Source organism: Paenibacillus sp. LPE1-1-1.1 (assembly GCF_040676435.1).
Taxonomy (GTDB): Bacteria; Bacillota; Bacilli; order Paenibacillales; family Paenibacillaceae; genus Pristimantibacillus.
Map to the genome: position 1 here is coordinate 62758 of NZ_JBEGHY010000002.1, position 15796 is coordinate 78553.

A 15796-nucleotide genomic window follows, 5' to 3' on the forward strand; every position below is an offset into this window, starting at 1 on the left:
ACTGTTGCAATGACGTAATGCTAGAGTCATGAACGGCAATTCATGCATAATTTATGCATATCTTTCGGCCTTCCCTACGTATATGTACTTAAAGCCATTTCAACGTCTTTTAAGAATAAGGGAGGCAACACCTGATGAATCAGCCTTTTGGGCTCCACAAAGAAGAAAAAACATACGGCATGCTCTGTCATCTGCTCGCATTCAGCGGATTGATAATCCCGCTTGGCAACATTCTTGGACCGCTCGTCATCTGGCTCATGAAAAAAGACCAATCGAGCTACGTAGATATGCACGGCAAGGAATCGCTTAATTTTCAAATTAGCAACGCGATCTACACCATTATTTCAGGCCTGCTTATTTTCGTGCTTATCGGCTTCATCACTACACCGCTATTATTTGTTTTCTGGCTCGTGTTTACCATTATCGCCTCCATTCGCGCCTCCGAGGGCAATGGTTACCGTTATCCATTGACGATTCGTTTTTTTAAATAACAAACGTAAACGGTTGTTGCCGTCATTTGGCGTTAACACCTCATTCGTCTCGCGGTGAACTATAAGCAAAGACGCCGGAGCCTGCAGGCTCCGGCGTTTTTATTTCATTTAGGCAGCAGCGAGGCATATTTCTTCCGCAGCGTATGCAAACGATCCAGCTGCTGAAGCGCCTGCTCCCCGCGCCTCTTCGTTACTGCAACCGATAAGGCATCCATAAGCGCGACCGGCGCTGCCATCGAATGAAAGCCCTCCAGCTCGCCCCGATCGACCTGCAGGACCAGGTCGCTCTGCTCCAGCATATCAGAGACCAGCAAATCCGTAACAAGCACGGTTGTATAGCCGCCTGTACGCGCATTCTCAAGCAGCACGGTTAGTTCCGGAGAGCGCCTTACGAATCCAAACATCAGCACAACATCATCAGGTCCCGCATGGACAAGCGATTCCAGAAGCTCGCTTCCGCTGCCGGCCATTCCATCGACTCGCACGTTTATCCGGTTTAATCGAAAGCGTATAAGCTCTATTAAGCTCACGGCCGCCCCCGTGCCGAATACATAAACCGTCCGCGCGGCGTGAATGGCCTCAACCGCTTTATAAAATGACTCCCGCCCCACCCGCTTCGACGTCACCTCTATATTCGCAGACGCAATGTCCAGCATTTCGCTTACGACATCCGCCTCCTCATGCTCCATTTTATTCAAAATTTGTTTCATCTTGCGAGCAGGCGTCGCATGCTCGTTTTGGAGCAGATGCTTCTTGAATGCTTTTAAGTTAGCAAAGCCGATCGTCCGCCAAAATCGCGATACGGTCGCTGTGCTTACGCCTACTGCAAGCGAGATATCCTCTTCCGTACAGTAAGGAATTTGCTGCAGCGCACCCATTACGTAATTGGCGATCGCCTGCTGGCTCTTTGACATATTATCGAGATCCATCTCCAAATGAAAGGCTGTCATGTCAAACTATCCCCTATTCTCCTCTAGGTTTGCGTTTCCGATTTTCTATATGGAGTATAACACATTTTTGATAAATTATGATAATTTTTTTTCATAATTAAATAAATGTATTTTATTTTACACAATCCATACAATTTGTTGATGATCCGAAAACATTCAATCCCTATATTGTAGAAGAATTCGCTTTGAAACGAGGCTTACAAGGCGAAAGCCGCCTCACAAAACAATTTAGGAGGAATCCCCATGGTTTCAGCGCCTAAGCGCCGATACGAGTTAACGCAATCACAAAAGCTTATGGTCTTCATATTATCCATGTCTTTGTACGGCATATCCAACATGTTCTCCGAGCTCATTCCCGAGCTAAAGCTTGGACCGATTGAACTGAAGGTCGAGTATTTCGCCTTTATTCCGCTTACGCTATGCATTCTATTTAATCCGCTGTATGCCGCGCTTGGCGCTTCCTTTGGAGAGGTTATCTTCGGCGAGCTGCTGCTTGGCCAATTCGGAGGACTCGGCGAACTGGAGAAATTTATTGAGTTTACCATAGCAATGTACATAGCGGGATTACTCGTCAGCGACCCCCGCAACCGGAAGCAGCTCGCGCTCGCCTCCTTCGTTGCAGTCGGCATTGACCAAATGCTCAGCGCGATTGTCGATATCAGCAAAGTATGGTTCGGCATTGAAGAGCTAGAGGCCGTTCCGGGCATTCCGGAAAGTATCTTGCTTATTGAAGGTCTAAGCTTCCTGAATGCTATGGTGATTACGGGCATCTTCTTCTCCCTTCTGCCAACCTTATTTCTTGTTCCCCGTTTGTATGGCAAAATAGAGCCGCTGCTCGGCATGAAGCCGCGTGACAGCCGAATTACCGTATCATGGGGCCAGCTCATGACGCCGCGCCTCCTTATTACCGCTATCTTATTCGTTTTTATCGGCGTAGTCGCTGAATTCTTATCCGAGTCGGATATTAATTTTGCGGTATGGGAGCCCGAATTTATCGAGCAGTACGGGAGTGGCTTCATCTGGGTCAGTGTTTTAGCAGCCGTGCTTGTCCTTGCCGTTACCCTATTTGCTGCCTTTCGCGCCAAATCCAAATCTGCTCGCGTATCGGGGGACATAAAGCTTTGAGACCATTACACACACAGATGGCCCGCCGGGAGCCGCAGCAAGCGGCTCCCATCATAGCTCTCCAGGATGTGCAGTTTCAATATCCGGGAGCGGAAGGCACAGCACTGCGCGACATTTACCTTACGATTCAGCCCGGCGAGTTTATTGCCGTTGCCGGCACGAACGGCAGCGGCAAGTCCACGCTGTGCAAATGTCTCAATGGTCTTATTCCGAATTACTATGTCGGCGATTTAATCGGCTCTATCGAAGTGGCTGGGCTTACGGCTGCAGATGAGACGGTATCCTCTTTATCCCGAAAGGTTGCTTATGTGTTTCAAGATTTTGAGAACCAGCTCGTACGTCCCACCGTCTATGACGAAGCCTGCTTTGCCCCGCTTAATTACGGCTTTGCGGATTACAAGGAGCGCGGGCTGCGCGCCCTATCCATGCTTGGCATCGAGCAGTTGAAGGAACAGTGGATTTGGCAGCTAAGCGGCGGACAAAAGCATCTTACGGCTCTTGCTGGCGCCTTGTCGCTGGATCCTGACATTATTATTGTCGATGAGCCTGTGGCCCAGCTTGACCCGTTTCATGCCAGGCTCATTTACGACAAGCTCCGAATATTAAATGAGCAGTACGGAAAAACGATTATCGTCATTGAGCATCATACCGAATTTATAGCGGACTACTGTCACAGGGTCGTGCTCATGGATAGCGGAACGATAAGGTGGGTCAAGCCTGTCCAAGAAGCGTTGTCCGCCGTTGACGAGCTGGCTGCCCTGCATATTTTGCCTCCGCAGGTAACCTTGGCCGTTCGCGATTCGGAGGCTGAAGGCATACATTCTCAGACCGCTGGCCACCTTTACCCGATTACCATTGACGAGGCCGCCGACTATTTTAGCCAAGTGATAGGACAGTCTTCCATTATCGAGAACGTCCCTATCGTAAGCGAACCCATCGACAATAACTCGTACCCAAAGAAATCGCTTATTACGTTTACCGATGTCTCCTACGCTTATAAAACGATCACGAGAGATATGCATCCCGTCATCCGCGATATGTCGATAAGTTTTTATGAAGGGGATCGCATCGCTTTGGTCGGGAATAACGGCGCGGGCAAATCCACGCTCCTGAAGTTAATTTCAGGCATTCGGCGGCCAAGCGCCGGACGGCTGGAGGTATGCGGACATATAACCAAGCAGTCTCCGCCTGAGCTGTTATCCGATTTTGTCTCATACATATACCAGAATCCCGAGGAGATGTTCATTGAAGACTCTATCCGCAAGGATATTGAATATTTTTTAAAAGCCCGTAACATCCCAGACTACCGCAGCTTTGTCGATGGTATTCTTGAGCGCCTGCGGCTAACCGGCTTGCAAGACCGTGACGGCAGGCTCCTGAGCGGCGGACAGCAGCGCAGAGCGACGTTAGCCATCGGTTTAGCCATGCGCCCTGCCGTCATGCTGCTTGATGAACCGACCGCCAGTCTCGATGCCTCAAGCCGCCGCGAAATGACCGAAATGCTGGCCCAGCTGCATCAACAAGTGAAAACAACGGTGATCGCTACGCATGACATGCAGCTTGTTGCCGAATGGGCCAATCGCGTCATTGTCATGCATAACGGCCGAGTGGCGCTTGATACCGATCAACGTTCGCTTTTCAGCCATACGGCCATTCTTGAGAAAGCAGGGCTCCTTGCGCCGCAAATCGCCTTGCTTAGCCAGCACCTGGGCTTCGAGCCACCCTGCTTGTCCGTAGCCGAATTCACCGCTCGTTTATCCCGGACGCCGTTATTTAACCATAACTCCCATTCAGATAAGGAGGACAACACCGTTGGAAGCCATTAAGCAAAGCATGCTCGACAAGCTGAGCGTAGAGCAAATTAAAATCGAATTGATGCGTACCGCTTTCGGCAGGCAGTCGACTCTGCTGTCGCGTTTTGATCCGCGTATCCTGCTCATCTGGTATTCCTTTTTCGCCATAGCGCCTTGGTTTATTCATAACAAAGCCATTTTGCTCGGCATGCTTATTCCGATGCTGGCGCTCACGCTCTCCTCTAAGGTAAGTCCGCTTGTCCTAATCATCATGGGTGTCGGACTCGTCAGTGAAATCAGCTACATTTTACTCGGCTCCCTCTTCTTCGGCGGAAGTCTGGCCGGGGTATGGCCGCTCATGACATTGACGTTAAAAATATTGCTCATCTCGTTAGCCAGCATAGCCGTCTTTTCCAGCATGGACCCCGAGAAGCTTAGCGATGCGCTGCTTAGCATGGGAATGCCCGGGCAATTCAGCTTCGGTGTCTCTTATGGCTACCGAATGCTGCCGATTCTGATTGAAGAGTACCATAATCTGATCCACTCGTTCCGGCTGCGCGGACGTGCGCCTCGCAAGAAAGGTTTTTTATATATGCGGTCGCTTGTCTATATGGCTAAAATCGGCGTTTTCGCCTTTTACCCGCTCATTTTGAATACGGCCAAACGGACCCGAACGACAGTGGAAGCGCTAGAGGTACGCGGCTTCACTTATGCGCTGGTCAGTCCGGAGGCGAAACGGCTGAAGCTTTCTCATATGCAGGTTCGGCCGCATGATTTCATCTTTCTCGGCTGTTCTTTGCTGTTTATGATCGCTCTTGTTAGTCTTGGGCATTTTATATCTTTCTAATTTAGAATCGAATGGAGATTACCTACTTATGATGAATATTGATTTGCATACCCATGGCAAGCTTTCGAAGAAAACGCACTTTTCACTTGAATATTTCCTATCGATGGCTCGCGAAGCGAAGGAAAACGGACTCCATGCCGTGGCATTGACCGAGCATTTTAACACGCTGAACTTTACGGATTTGCTGGATCAGCTGGACTATCATTTTGACTATACGAATGATTATTATCTCGTCGAGGGACTAAAGGTATTCTCGGGCATGGAAGTGGATGTAGCGAACAAGGGGCATATTCTGCTTATTGGCAACCGCGTGATTATTCGTGAGCTGCGGCAGCAGCTTGATGCGCATACCGCGAAGGACAGTTTCATTCCGTTAGATGAGCTGCTTGACCGTACCGAAGATTATCCGCTGCTTCGGATCGGCGCTCATCCGATGAGAGAGAGCACGCCCCTTACCCATCACGCTGCAGCAACGCTCCAGCGTCTCGATACGCTTGACGTGAATGCGAAGGATTTATTCCAATACGGCTTTGGCATGGCCGATAACGTACAGCAATTCGCAGAAGAACTAGGCCTGCCGGTCAGTGCAGGGAGCGACTCCCATCAGCCTTTGCAGTTCGGCAGCGTCATCAACCGTTTCGATAAGGATTGCCATACGGCTGAACAGCTGCGGACTGAGCTTCTGAACGGAAATTACCAGCTTGAAATATCTCCTTGCCTGAATGTCAAGGTGAAGGCCGCGCAGATGATGAAGGAGCTGTTGAAAAAATCAATGGTGGTAGCCTGACCTATTTGCAAATACAAAGAAGCAGCTCCGGGATCCCAGGGCTGCTTCTTTTTATCATAGATGGCCAATGGTCGCTTAAAGTCCAGTCGGCGTTTGGAACATCGTTGTCAATTCATCAAGCGTAATCGCGTCCGTCGGGATTTCATTCTCGAACTCCGGCGCTTTGCCGATATCCGAATAAGTGACGTCATAATGAATGCCAAACTTCACGTTCTGACCGCTTTCTTTATCCGATGCGGTAATGTTCAGCTTAGCTGCCTGGTAAGAAAGATAACCATCCGAGATCGCTGCCGTAGCCTTCAACGTGTTGATTTTGACATCATTTTTAAGCGTATCTAAAATTTCTGTTTTGTTCGTTTCAAGGTCAGTCTTGAACTTCTCGATATCCGCTTTCTCAAGCTGCAGCGATTTAAGCGAGGCTTCATTGGCCAGAAGCACGTTCAGCACCTCAGGAAGCACCTCATTAACGATTGTGTCTACCGTTTGCGGATAGTTGCTCTCGTTAATTTCGAATACAACGACTTGGTCGGCTTTCATATCAGCCGGCAGATCCGCATCTTCGGCCTTTGGTTTGCTGAAATAGGTCTTCTCGTCAAAATGTTTAAGCAGCACTTCGCCAAGCTCTTTGACTAGCTTCTGCTGGGCAGCTGTATCAAGCTCAGCCGCGCCCTGCTGCTCTGCAAGCTCTTTTAGATTAATCTTGATGAACTTGCCTGTAATCGTCTCAGGCAAAGGCAGCATTGGAATTTGCGGCACCTTTACGTACAGCGTTTCCTCTGTCAGGATCATCGGCACCGTCAGCTTCATTTCCATGTCGCCCGGAATTACGATTTCCATATTCAGATCTGTGCGCATAGGGTCTTTCTGATGTACGGCGTCAACGGTAATCGACGCATCCTTGATCATGCCTACGATAGCAGCTGTTGCAGCAGCATCGCCTTGCATGGCTGCGTCCTGCGGGATCTCCAGTTCATCTAATCCAATGGACATTTTGATAGCATATGAGTCCGCCTGCGAGGTCTTCGTCATAGCCGCTTGCAAAGCTTCCTTCGGCGGTTTGCCCGTGCTGCAGCCTGCAATAACGACCAAAATAACGGCTAATAAAAGCACCGCTATTTTTTGAAACTTTTTCATGTAATTTGTTCCTCCCCTATCTTTGTATGAGCACCTCCATTCTATACTAAAAAAGCACGTTTTAGAAGTTATATCCAAAAAATCCCGTTTCAAATGACTGAAACGGGACGTTTGATCTATTCATTTTGAGACTAAAGAAATATTGCATTACCCCTCAGGGTTATTATGGCTTACATGATTACTTTGCTTTGTTTTCTTCGATCCGGATAAAGGCTCTTGCTGTCCGCCTCCGCCATTTCGCTGCTGTTTAATGTTCTGAGGATTTTCCGGCACGGGTACGCTATCTGGCTTTGTCATTCATTCTCCTCCTCTACAGGTTTCATTCCAACTCAAGTCGTTAATCCTTCTGATGCTCTAAATCGACTGGCTGGTCGTGATTTAATGCATCCTGATGGCGTCGGTCGTTTTTGTCCTGCTGCAGCTGCTGGGCTTGATGGCTATTGACCGGCTCTACAGCAAGGGCTTCGACCACATTGGACAAATTTTTATCAGCAGTTCCTTTTGCGCGCGTCATCGTTTTTCTCTCCTCTACACATGCGTCAAACGCTGCAGCGCCTGCGCACATTCATGCAAATGTCTAGTATAATCCTGTATAAGCTCTTGAATGACATCTCCGCGTTCATCAACTGAAATCTTGTCCTTCTCTACGTCAATAAACTCGACCTTGACCTCACGGCTGTCTACATAAGTAACTTTAAAATCGAACGAATACGCTTGATGCCCCGCCGTTTCAATTGTCACACGCAATGACTTGGAATCGGACTCGTCAGGCAGCACCTTGCTGCGATCCGCACTGTTTAACATCTCCGGCAAGGTTTGCCGCCAAGCATCTGCCAGGTTTTCTTGATTCATTTGAAGCTCATCTGATTTACCCATTTAATAAAGCACCTCCACATCGTATAACATGCGAAAAGCAGCTTTATTTTATACGAGGGGAACCATTACAAAAAAAGCCCAAACGCTTTAGCGTCTGGGCTTGTTCATATGTATCTGGGAAAAAATATGGAGGAGAGAGTGGGACTCGAACCCACGTGGGCTTGCACCCTAACAGTTTTCAAGACTGCCCCGTTATGACCGCTTCGGTATCTCTCCGTATAATGAATTGTCACAAGAAATATTGTACCACAGGTCAAAATATAAATGCAACTATATTTTGACCCTGCGGCAAAGAAATTAAAGTTTGTCTGATGGAATCGAGCTAATGCCGCCCATATAAGGACGCAATACCTCTGGAATCGTTACAGACCCATCTGCTTGCTGAAAGTTCTCGATAATCGCTGCAAACGTACGTCCAACAGCCAAGCCCGAACCGTTTAAGGTATGGACGAATTCAGGCTTGCTCTTCGTATCTCTGCGGAAACGAATACCAGCGCGGCGCGCTTGGAAATCTTCCACATTCGAGCAGGATGAAATTTCCCTGTATGTGCCTGCGCTTGGCAGCCACACTTCTAGATCATACGTTTTGGCAGCGGTAAAGCCCATATCGCCTGTGCAAAGCGCCAGAACCCGGTAAGGCAAGCCCAGAAGCTCCAGAACCTTCTCCGCGTTGGCCGTCATCTTCTCAAGCTCGTCATAGGAATCCTCGGGCTTCGTCAATTTGATCAGCTCAACCTTATTGAACTGATGCTGACGGATCAAGCCGCGCGTATCGCGTCCTGCAGAGCCGGCTTCCGAACGGAAGCAAGAGCTGTAAGCCACGAAATATTTAGGAAGCTCCTCGGCAGTCAAAATCTCTTCCCGATGAAGATTCGTAACCGGAACCTCCGCCGTTGGAATAAGAAAATAATCCGAATCGGATATTTTGAATAAATCCTCTTCAAATTTTGGAAGCTGTCCCGTACCGACCAAGCTGTCGCGGTTAACGATATAAGGAGGCAGAATCTCTTCATAGCCGTGCTTATCGCTGTGCAAATCCATCATAAAGCTAATTAACGCACGCTCAAGACGCGCGCCGAGACCCCGGTAAAATGTAAACCGCGAGCCCGTTACCTTGGCTGCACGCTCGAAATCCAAAATGCCGAGCGCTTGCGCAACCTCCCAGTGCGGCTTCGGCTCGAATTCAAAGCTAGGTACCTCGCCGTGTTTGCGAAGCTCTACATTGTCTTCCTCCGATTTGCCGATTGGAACGCTGTCGCTAGGAATATTCGGAATAGCTTGCGTCAGCTCTTCCACCTGCGCTTCAAGTTCACGCAGCTCATCATCCAGCTCTTTGATCCGGTCGCCGACTTCTCTCATCTCAATGATAAGTGACTCCGCATCCTCGCCCGTTCTTTTGAGCTTGGCTACTTCTTGCGATACCGTATTGCGACGGCTTTTTAGCTGTTCCGTTTCCTGGATAAGATCCCGGCGCTTCGTATCAAGCACAGGGAAATTAACGATCAGATCGAGTGAAGCCCCGCGGTTGCGAAGTGCATTCTCCACTTTCTCGAACTCATTTCTTAACAATTTGACATCCAGCACGTTTTAAAAGCCCCTCTCTGAAGGGAGTGATTTTATATTATTTTTGTAAAGCCTACTCTTTGCCTGCTGCTGCTTCCTTCACCATATCGACGAAATAAGCATGCAGCCTGAAATCATCGGTCAGCTCAGGATGATACGACACGGCAAGGAGATGCCCTTGTCTAGCCGTAACGATCTCGTCTCTGTATGTAGACAATACCTCAACGTCAGAACCGACTTTTTTGATCAAGGGAGCCCGGATAAAGACTGCGCGAACAGGCTCGTCTATACCCTTTACATCCAAGTCCGTCTCAAAGCTTTCCTGCTGCCGGCCAAAAGCATTTCTGGCAACCGTCATGTCCATGAGCCGTAAATGCGCATCCTCTTGTCCTTCAATCTGATCCGCCAACACGATAAGGCCTGCGCAAGTGCCGAACAATGGCTTGCCCTGCGCGGAGAAGTCCGCAATAGCTTCCATGAAGCCGTATTTCCGCATCAGCTTGCCGATCGTCGTGCTCTCTCCGCCAGGAATAACAAGTCCCTGCAGCTCGTCAAGCTGCTCAACCCGCTTAACGGCGACCGCCTCTGCGCCCGCCAATTCTAAGCTTCGTATATGCTCTGCCACCGCGCCTTGAAGCGCTAGTACGCCTATCTTCATTGCTCTAATCGCCTTCCTTTACGGGCAAGGGCCGGCAGCGCTATACGCGCTAAGCCGGCACCTGCATATTACATCTATTAGATACCGCGGTCCTGCATGCGCTCTGAAGTGTTAAGCTTGGAAATTTCGATGCCCTTCATAGCAGCTCCCAAGTTTTTCGATACTTCAGCAATTAGCTTGTAATCTTGATAATGAGTTGTGGCTTCAACGATTGCACGAGCGAATTTCTCTGGGTTTTCCGATGTGAAAATACCGGAACCAACGAATACGCCGTCTGCGCCAAGATGCATCATCAAAGCTGCATCGGAAGGTGTAGCTACTCCGCCTGCTGCGAAGTTAACCACTGGAAGCTTACCCGTCTCATGTACGTTAAGCAGCAAGTCATATGCTACGCCAAGAATTTTAGCTTCATGATAAAGCTCGTCCTTCGACAAGCCTTGAATTTTACGAATTTGGCCATTGATCAAACGAAGGTGGCGAACAGCCTCTACGATATTGCCTGTTCCTGGCTCACCCTTCGTACGAAGCATAGCAGCTCCTTCTTGGATACGGCGCAAAGCTTCTCCAAGATCTTTTGCTCCGCATACGAATGGGATCGTAAACTCATTCTTGCTGATGTGGAACACTTCATCTGCCGGCGTAAGCACTTCGCTCTCATCGATATAGTCAACGCCCATTGATTCGAGCACTTTGGCTTCTACATAATGCCCGATACGAGCCTTCGCCATAACCGGAATAGAAACGACTTTCATAACTTCTTCTACAATAGTCGGATCAGCCATACGAGCGACTCCGCCTGCTGCACGAATTTCGGAAGGAACGCGCTCAAGTGCCATTACTGCTGTTGCCCCTGCTGCTTCCGCTACCTTCGCTTGCTCGGCGCTCATAACGTCCATGATGACGCCGCCTTTTTGCATTTCTGCCATGCCGCGTTTTACGCGCGATGTACCTGTTTCCATGCTTCAAATCCTCCTATTTTCATCCAATAAAATGTATATTACCGCAGTTGTTCTAACCATTGATTTTACAGGAACCAAGATTAATCGACAAGCCTTGATTTACTTTATTCCCTTGTTTTCTACTCGGATTAGAACAAATTGACGATTCCGTTAAACAAACCTGCAAAAAAATTACCGATGGCGCGGAACATCAAACGGAACCAGCCTGCTTTTTGTCCCTCTTCTGTCGTGATCAAGTTCACGGTATGCTTCAATTCTTGCTTTGTTTCCGTGTCCGTATACTTGTAAGTGACCGTTCCAACCACAGTGCCTACCGGAATCGGAGCAACGAGCTCATCCTCGCTTTTCACCTTGCTCTCTAGGACCTCGATCTTAGGCTCTGTGCCCTTTTTCACCATAAAAGTGATATCCTTGTCCGTTACTACCGGAAGGGATTTCTTTTTGCCCTTCTTAATCTTAACCGTTTGTACCGTTTCTACCACGGATTTTGGCGGAAGCACCGTCTTTTTCTCAAAAGTGCTAAATCCGTAGTTGTACATCTTAGCCGTTTCGTTAAAACGAGCGGACTTCGTTGCTGTATCCATAACAACGCTTATGAAGCGCTGTTCGCCCTGTTTTACCGTACCTGTAAAGTTGTAGCCGGCTGAATTGATAAAGCCCGTCTTCATGCCGTCGACGCCTTCATAGGCTAAATGCTTAAGCCCTGTCTGATTTACATTCGTGCCCAGCATCCAGTTGATGTTAACGATGGGCTGGTCATCACGCTCACGGAATTTATATTCCTGCAGCTTCGAATATTCAAGAAACTCCGGATGCTCGCTCAAAATGATCTGCGCCAGCTTGGCCATGTCGGAAGCAGAAATCACCGTCGTTTCCGATAGTCCCGTTGCGCTTGTGAAAATCGCTGTTTTAAGTCCGAGCTTATCCGCCATTTCATTCATTTTCACCACGAAGCCTTGCTCGCTTCCCGCAATTTGCGAAGCCAAAGCAATTGTAGCATCGTTTGCGGAGCCTACTGCCATTGCTTTATATAAATCCCTAACCGTATGTTGATCGCCTTGTGCTAGAAATACGGATGATCCATCGGGTGGCGTGGAGGCAGCCTCCGCACTAGTCGTAATTACCTCATCCCAAGATAAACGCTCATTCGTAATTTCTTCAAGAACGATATATTCCGTCATTAGCTTAGTCATGCTTGCCGCAGGAAGCGGTTCCTCTGAATTCACCTCATATAAAACTTGACCGGATTCCGCGTCAATTAAAATAGCTGCTTTGACCTGTAAGCCTAAAGAGTTTTCCGTGCTGGGTCTTCCTTCGTATCCATTCGCCATTGCCACCGCAGAACCAAGCGACAGCATTACCATCCAAACCGCCAAACTTGCAGCGATGACCGACTTCAACCGAACCGGTCTTACCATTTCCTTCAACGTCGTCTCCCCTTTTCCCACTTGGTTTGTCCGTTGTTTATTGTAACATATCAAACCCTAACAATTAAACCTCTACGATGCCTTAGAAGAATGAGTAATCCTTCATAAAAAAAAGACAAGGAATAGCGAATCATTCGCCTTCCCTGTCCACGTTTCCATCCTATTAGAAAAGTATAATTTAAAGAGAGTAATTCGGAGCTTCCTTCGTAATTTGCACATCATGCGGATGGCTTTCGCGAAGACCAGATCCTGTGATGCGAACAAATTGCGTATCATTCTTAAGCTCGTCCAGTGAGGAAGTACCGCAATAGCCCATACCCGAACGCAAGCCGCCCAGCAGTTGATGAACCGTATCCGCAAGCGGTCCTTTGTAAGGAACCCGGCCTTCGATGCCTTCAGGTACAAGTTTGCTTTCGTTTTCTTGGAAGTAACGATCTTTACTTCCTTCTTTCATAGCGCCTATCGAGCCCATACCGCGGTAGACTTTAAAGCTGCGCCCTTGGAAAATCTCCGTCTCGCCTGGGCTTTCAGCCGTACCTGCAAACAAGCTGCCGATCATAATCGCGCTTGCTCCGGATGCGATAGCTTTCGTGATGTCACCGGAATACTTAATGCCTCCGTCTGCAATAACCGGAATATTGTATTCGCGGGCAACCGATGCGCAATCGTAAATCGCCGTAATCTGCGGAACACCGATACCGGCAATAACGCGAGTCGTACAAATCGAGCCAGGGCCGATGCCGACCTTGATCACGGATGCTCCAGCTTCGATAAGATCGCGTGTAGCCTCTCCAGTCGCAACGTTACCCGCAATAATCGTAAGATCCGGGTAAGTAGCGCGCAGCTTGCGAACCGCCTCCAAAATATTAATGTGGTGGCCATGCGCCGAATCGACGACAAGAACATCAATACCTGATTGTACCAATGCTTCCGCACGATCCATCGTATCTTTGGAAATACCAACCGCTGCTCCGCAAAGCAGGCGACCATGCTTGTCTTTCGCCGCGTTCGGGAACTGAATTGCTTTTTCGATATCTTTTATTGTAATAAGACCTTTAAGCGTGTTGGACTCATCAATGAGCGGCAGCTTCTCGATCTTGTGCTTCTGAAGCAGTACTTCAGCTTCCTGCAGCGTAGTGCCTACAGGTGCTGTTACAAGGTTAGCCCGAGTCATGACTTCATTAATTTTGATCGAATAATCATGTACAAAACGCAAATCACGGTTTGTCAAAATACCGACTAGCTTCTTGTCTTGATCCACAATCGGTACGCCTGAGATGCGGTATTTACCCATCAGCTCTTCTGCGTCATAAACATGGTGATCAGGCGTTAGCGAAAACGGATTTGTGATTACACCGCTCTCCGAACGTTTTACGCGGTCTACTTCCTCCGCTTGCTGCGCAATCGACATGTTTTTGTGAATAATGCCGATACCGCCCTCACGCGCTATTGCAATCGCCAATGCGGCTTCTGTAACGGTGTCCATGCCAGCGCTAATGAGCGGAATGTTTAGCTTAATGTTCTCGCTTAATCGAATCGAGATGTCGACTTCTCTAGGCAGCACTTCTGATTTGCGCGGAATAAGCAGGACGTCGTCAAACGTTAGCCCTTCTTTGGCGAATTTCGTTTCCCACACGAGTATGTTCCTCCCTTATTTTAAGTACGTCTCACATATATTATTAGCAATATTAGCAGAGGGGGTATAGGCTGTCAAGGCTGATGAATAGCTTTGTTTCATCCGCTTTATCCTCCATTTGGAAGACTCCAAGAACGGCATATCTTTAGAAAAAGTCGGGTAAATACGTTGTTCGTTCGGGAATTCGATCGTGTAAGCGTTTAATCAGCTCGCTATCTCCTTCAATTCGTGCAAATTGGGTGAGTTGGGTTGGCCGCAGGTACCCTAGAAGCATTGCCGACAATGAGCCAATATCCATTTTTATCGCATTTTCTGAACCTTGAATTTTGTCCAAACGGTTAAAAACTGCTTTTCCGGCTGCATCGATCTGCAGCAAATAGCAGCCGTCATTCCAGGATGCATGCTCATCTCGCAGCTGTATTGGTATTTGATCGTCGGTATTGGATGCTTGAAAGGAATATCCCTCAATAAACTTCTCCGCATCTACGATACGCGCCATAAAATAAGGAATAACCTCCTGTTTGATTCTCGGATCCGATAATAAAAATGGAAGCTGGTCATCCGATGGCACAGTAATGGTCAGTTCACTGATCATTGAGTCATGCTGCGAAATAAAGGACCATAATGCCCTTCTTGCCTCTTCATTTAAATAAATGAGCTCATGTACCGTTAAACGGCTATTTTTCACTTCATAAATGACATAACCCGCCGCTTCACCGCTTTTATCGTAATATAGACCGATTTGGCCTGGCTTTCTTTTGCTTATTCGATACTTCCACCATAACTCCGTTCGCACCAACGATCCGTTATATTTAGATGCGTAAGCGTGGTAAATATCACTTAATTTGCTATAATCGCCGTCCAATCTTTCAATATGGCCCTCGTATGCTATTCTTGCAGGCAGCTGCTCTGATTTTATCGTGTAAGCCTTATGTTCAGTATAGGTCTCCCAGCCAAACTTACGATAAAAACCAAAGGCAAACGGATGTAGAAAAGATATAAATTGACCCTTTGATCTCATTTCGCTCAGCGATTGTATTAAAATTTGTGCTACCAATCCCTGTCTTCTGTACTCTGGCCATGTCGCAACGCCGGCAAGGCCGCCCATGTCATAAACTTTCCCGCCAATATAGGTTTGAAGCTCCAGTACCGCAGCTTGCGCCGCAAATTTATTATCGACATACGCCGCATATCTCACCGCAGGTTCCGTTGCAAACTGCTCTTTTGATTGTTCAAGCTCGTCAGCAGATTTCTCATATTGAAATGCAAATTGCGATAACGCCATACTTTCATAAAAAAGCTCCATACTCATATGTCTCACTTCAACTTGCTTTGCCACTTGGAAACGCCTCCTTATTCTATATAGCTATATCATAACGTATATACAACAAAAAAACCTACCGCATCATATGCGATAGGTCTTTCGTGCTTGGCGACGTCCTACTCTCCCAAGACCCTGCGGTCTAAGTACCATTGGCGCTGGAGGGCTTAACGGTCGTGTTCGGTATGGGAACGCGTGGTTCCCCTCCGCCATCGCCACCAAACGTAGC

16 protein-coding genes, 1 tRNA gene and 1 rRNA gene are annotated in these 15796 nt (G+C 48.1%); 5 read left to right on the top strand and 13 right to left on the bottom strand.

All coding sequences use genetic code 11. The features are described from left to right. Positions 1–134 precede the first annotated feature (134 nt). Positions 135–491 (top strand): DUF4870 domain-containing protein, encoded by a 357-nt coding sequence (locus MRBLPE1_RS09765; protein WP_364144774.1) that lies wholly within the window; start codon positions 135–137, stop codon positions 489–491. Positions 492–595: 104 nt separating this feature from the next. Here the strand turns inward: MRBLPE1_RS09765 and MRBLPE1_RS09770 are convergent, their stop codons facing one another. Next, complete coding sequence (locus MRBLPE1_RS09770; protein WP_364144777.1) at positions 596–1441, bottom strand: MurR/RpiR family transcriptional regulator; 846 nt, start codon at positions 1439–1441, stop codon at positions 596–598. Between the two features lie 243 nt (positions 1442–1684). Here MRBLPE1_RS09770 and MRBLPE1_RS09775 point away from each other — a divergent pair, with 243 nt between their 5' ends. From MRBLPE1_RS09775 to MRBLPE1_RS09790, 4 genes are read left to right on the top strand one after another with little or no spacing between them, the layout of a single operon-like run. After that, positions 1685–2566: a cell division protein FtsQ gene (locus MRBLPE1_RS09775; RefSeq protein WP_364144780.1), complete on the top strand. Its 882-nt coding sequence runs from the start codon at positions 1685–1687 to the stop codon at positions 2564–2566. Continuing rightward, positions 2563–4392, top strand: coding sequence for an ABC transporter ATP-binding protein (locus tag MRBLPE1_RS09780; protein ID WP_364144783.1), 1830 nt, complete (start codon positions 2563–2565; stop codon positions 4390–4392). Before MRBLPE1_RS09775 ends, MRBLPE1_RS09780 begins: the two co-directional genes overlap by 4 nt. Beyond that, positions 4379–5206: an energy-coupling factor transporter transmembrane component T family protein gene (locus tag MRBLPE1_RS09785; RefSeq protein WP_364144786.1), complete on the top strand. Its 828-nt coding sequence runs from the start codon at positions 4379–4381 to the stop codon at positions 5204–5206. Before MRBLPE1_RS09780 ends, MRBLPE1_RS09785 begins: the two co-directional genes overlap by 14 nt. Before the next feature lie 28 nt (positions 5207–5234). Then, the gene (locus tag MRBLPE1_RS09790; RefSeq protein ID WP_364144788.1) at positions 5235–5993 is read left to right on the top strand and encodes a PHP-associated domain-containing protein; all 759 of its coding nucleotides are present in this window, start codon (positions 5235–5237) and stop codon (positions 5991–5993) included. Positions 5994–6068: 75 nt separating this feature from the next. On the opposite strand, the gene MRBLPE1_RS09795 is transcribed toward MRBLPE1_RS09790, so the two are convergent. From MRBLPE1_RS09795 to rrf, 12 genes are all read right to left on the bottom strand, one after another. Further along, positions 6069–7127, bottom strand: a complete 1059-nt coding sequence (locus MRBLPE1_RS09795; RefSeq protein ID WP_364144790.1) for a hypothetical protein — start codon at positions 7125–7127, stop codon at positions 6069–6071. 147 nt (positions 7128–7274) lie between these two features. After that, a complete protein-coding gene (locus MRBLPE1_RS09800; RefSeq protein ID WP_364144792.1) occupies positions 7275–7424 on the bottom strand; it encodes a small acid-soluble spore protein P in 150 nt (49 codons plus the stop codon). Between the two features lie 40 nt (positions 7425–7464). Then, on the bottom strand, positions 7465–7641 hold the full coding sequence (locus MRBLPE1_RS09805; RefSeq protein WP_364144794.1) for a hypothetical protein: 177 nt from the start codon (positions 7639–7641) through the stop codon (positions 7465–7467). A gap of 14 nt (positions 7642–7655) precedes the next feature. Beyond that, positions 7656–8003, bottom strand: coding sequence for a hypothetical protein (locus MRBLPE1_RS09810; RefSeq protein ID WP_308998634.1), 348 nt, complete (start codon positions 8001–8003; stop codon positions 7656–7658). Positions 8004–8130: 127 nt separating this feature from the next. Next, a tRNA-Ser gene (locus MRBLPE1_RS09815) sits at positions 8131–8219 on the bottom strand. 81 nt (positions 8220–8300) lie between these two features. Then, positions 8301–9587: a serine--tRNA ligase gene (serS, locus tag MRBLPE1_RS09820; RefSeq protein WP_364144797.1), complete on the bottom strand. Its 1287-nt coding sequence runs from the start codon at positions 9585–9587 to the stop codon at positions 8301–8303. 52 nt (positions 9588–9639) lie between these two features. Further along, on the bottom strand, positions 9640–10224 hold the full coding sequence (pdxT, locus tag MRBLPE1_RS09825) for a pyridoxal 5'-phosphate synthase glutaminase subunit PdxT (RefSeq protein WP_364144799.1): 585 nt from the start codon (positions 10222–10224) through the stop codon (positions 9640–9642). 77 nt (positions 10225–10301) lie between these two features. Further along, positions 10302–11183, bottom strand: a complete 882-nt coding sequence (gene pdxS, locus MRBLPE1_RS09830; protein ID WP_364144802.1) for a pyridoxal 5'-phosphate synthase lyase subunit PdxS — start codon at positions 11181–11183, stop codon at positions 10302–10304. Between the two features lie 128 nt (positions 11184–11311). After that, entirely contained in the window at positions 11312–12601 is a 1290-nt protein-coding gene (locus MRBLPE1_RS09835) for a D-alanyl-D-alanine carboxypeptidase family protein (protein WP_364144815.1), read from the bottom strand. A 187-nt stretch (positions 12602–12788) separates the two neighbouring features. Beyond that, the gene (gene guaB / locus MRBLPE1_RS09840; RefSeq protein ID WP_364144804.1) at positions 12789–14246 is read right to left on the bottom strand and encodes an IMP dehydrogenase; all 1458 of its coding nucleotides are present in this window, start codon (positions 14244–14246) and stop codon (positions 12789–12791) included. Between the two features lie 145 nt (positions 14247–14391). Then, positions 14392–15585: a GNAT family N-acetyltransferase gene (locus MRBLPE1_RS09845; RefSeq protein ID WP_364144807.1), complete on the bottom strand. Its 1194-nt coding sequence runs from the start codon at positions 15583–15585 to the stop codon at positions 14392–14394. 88 nt (positions 15586–15673) lie between these two features. Next, positions 15674–15790, bottom strand: a 5S ribosomal RNA gene (gene rrf / locus MRBLPE1_RS09850). Positions 15791–15796: the final 6 nt, after the last annotated feature.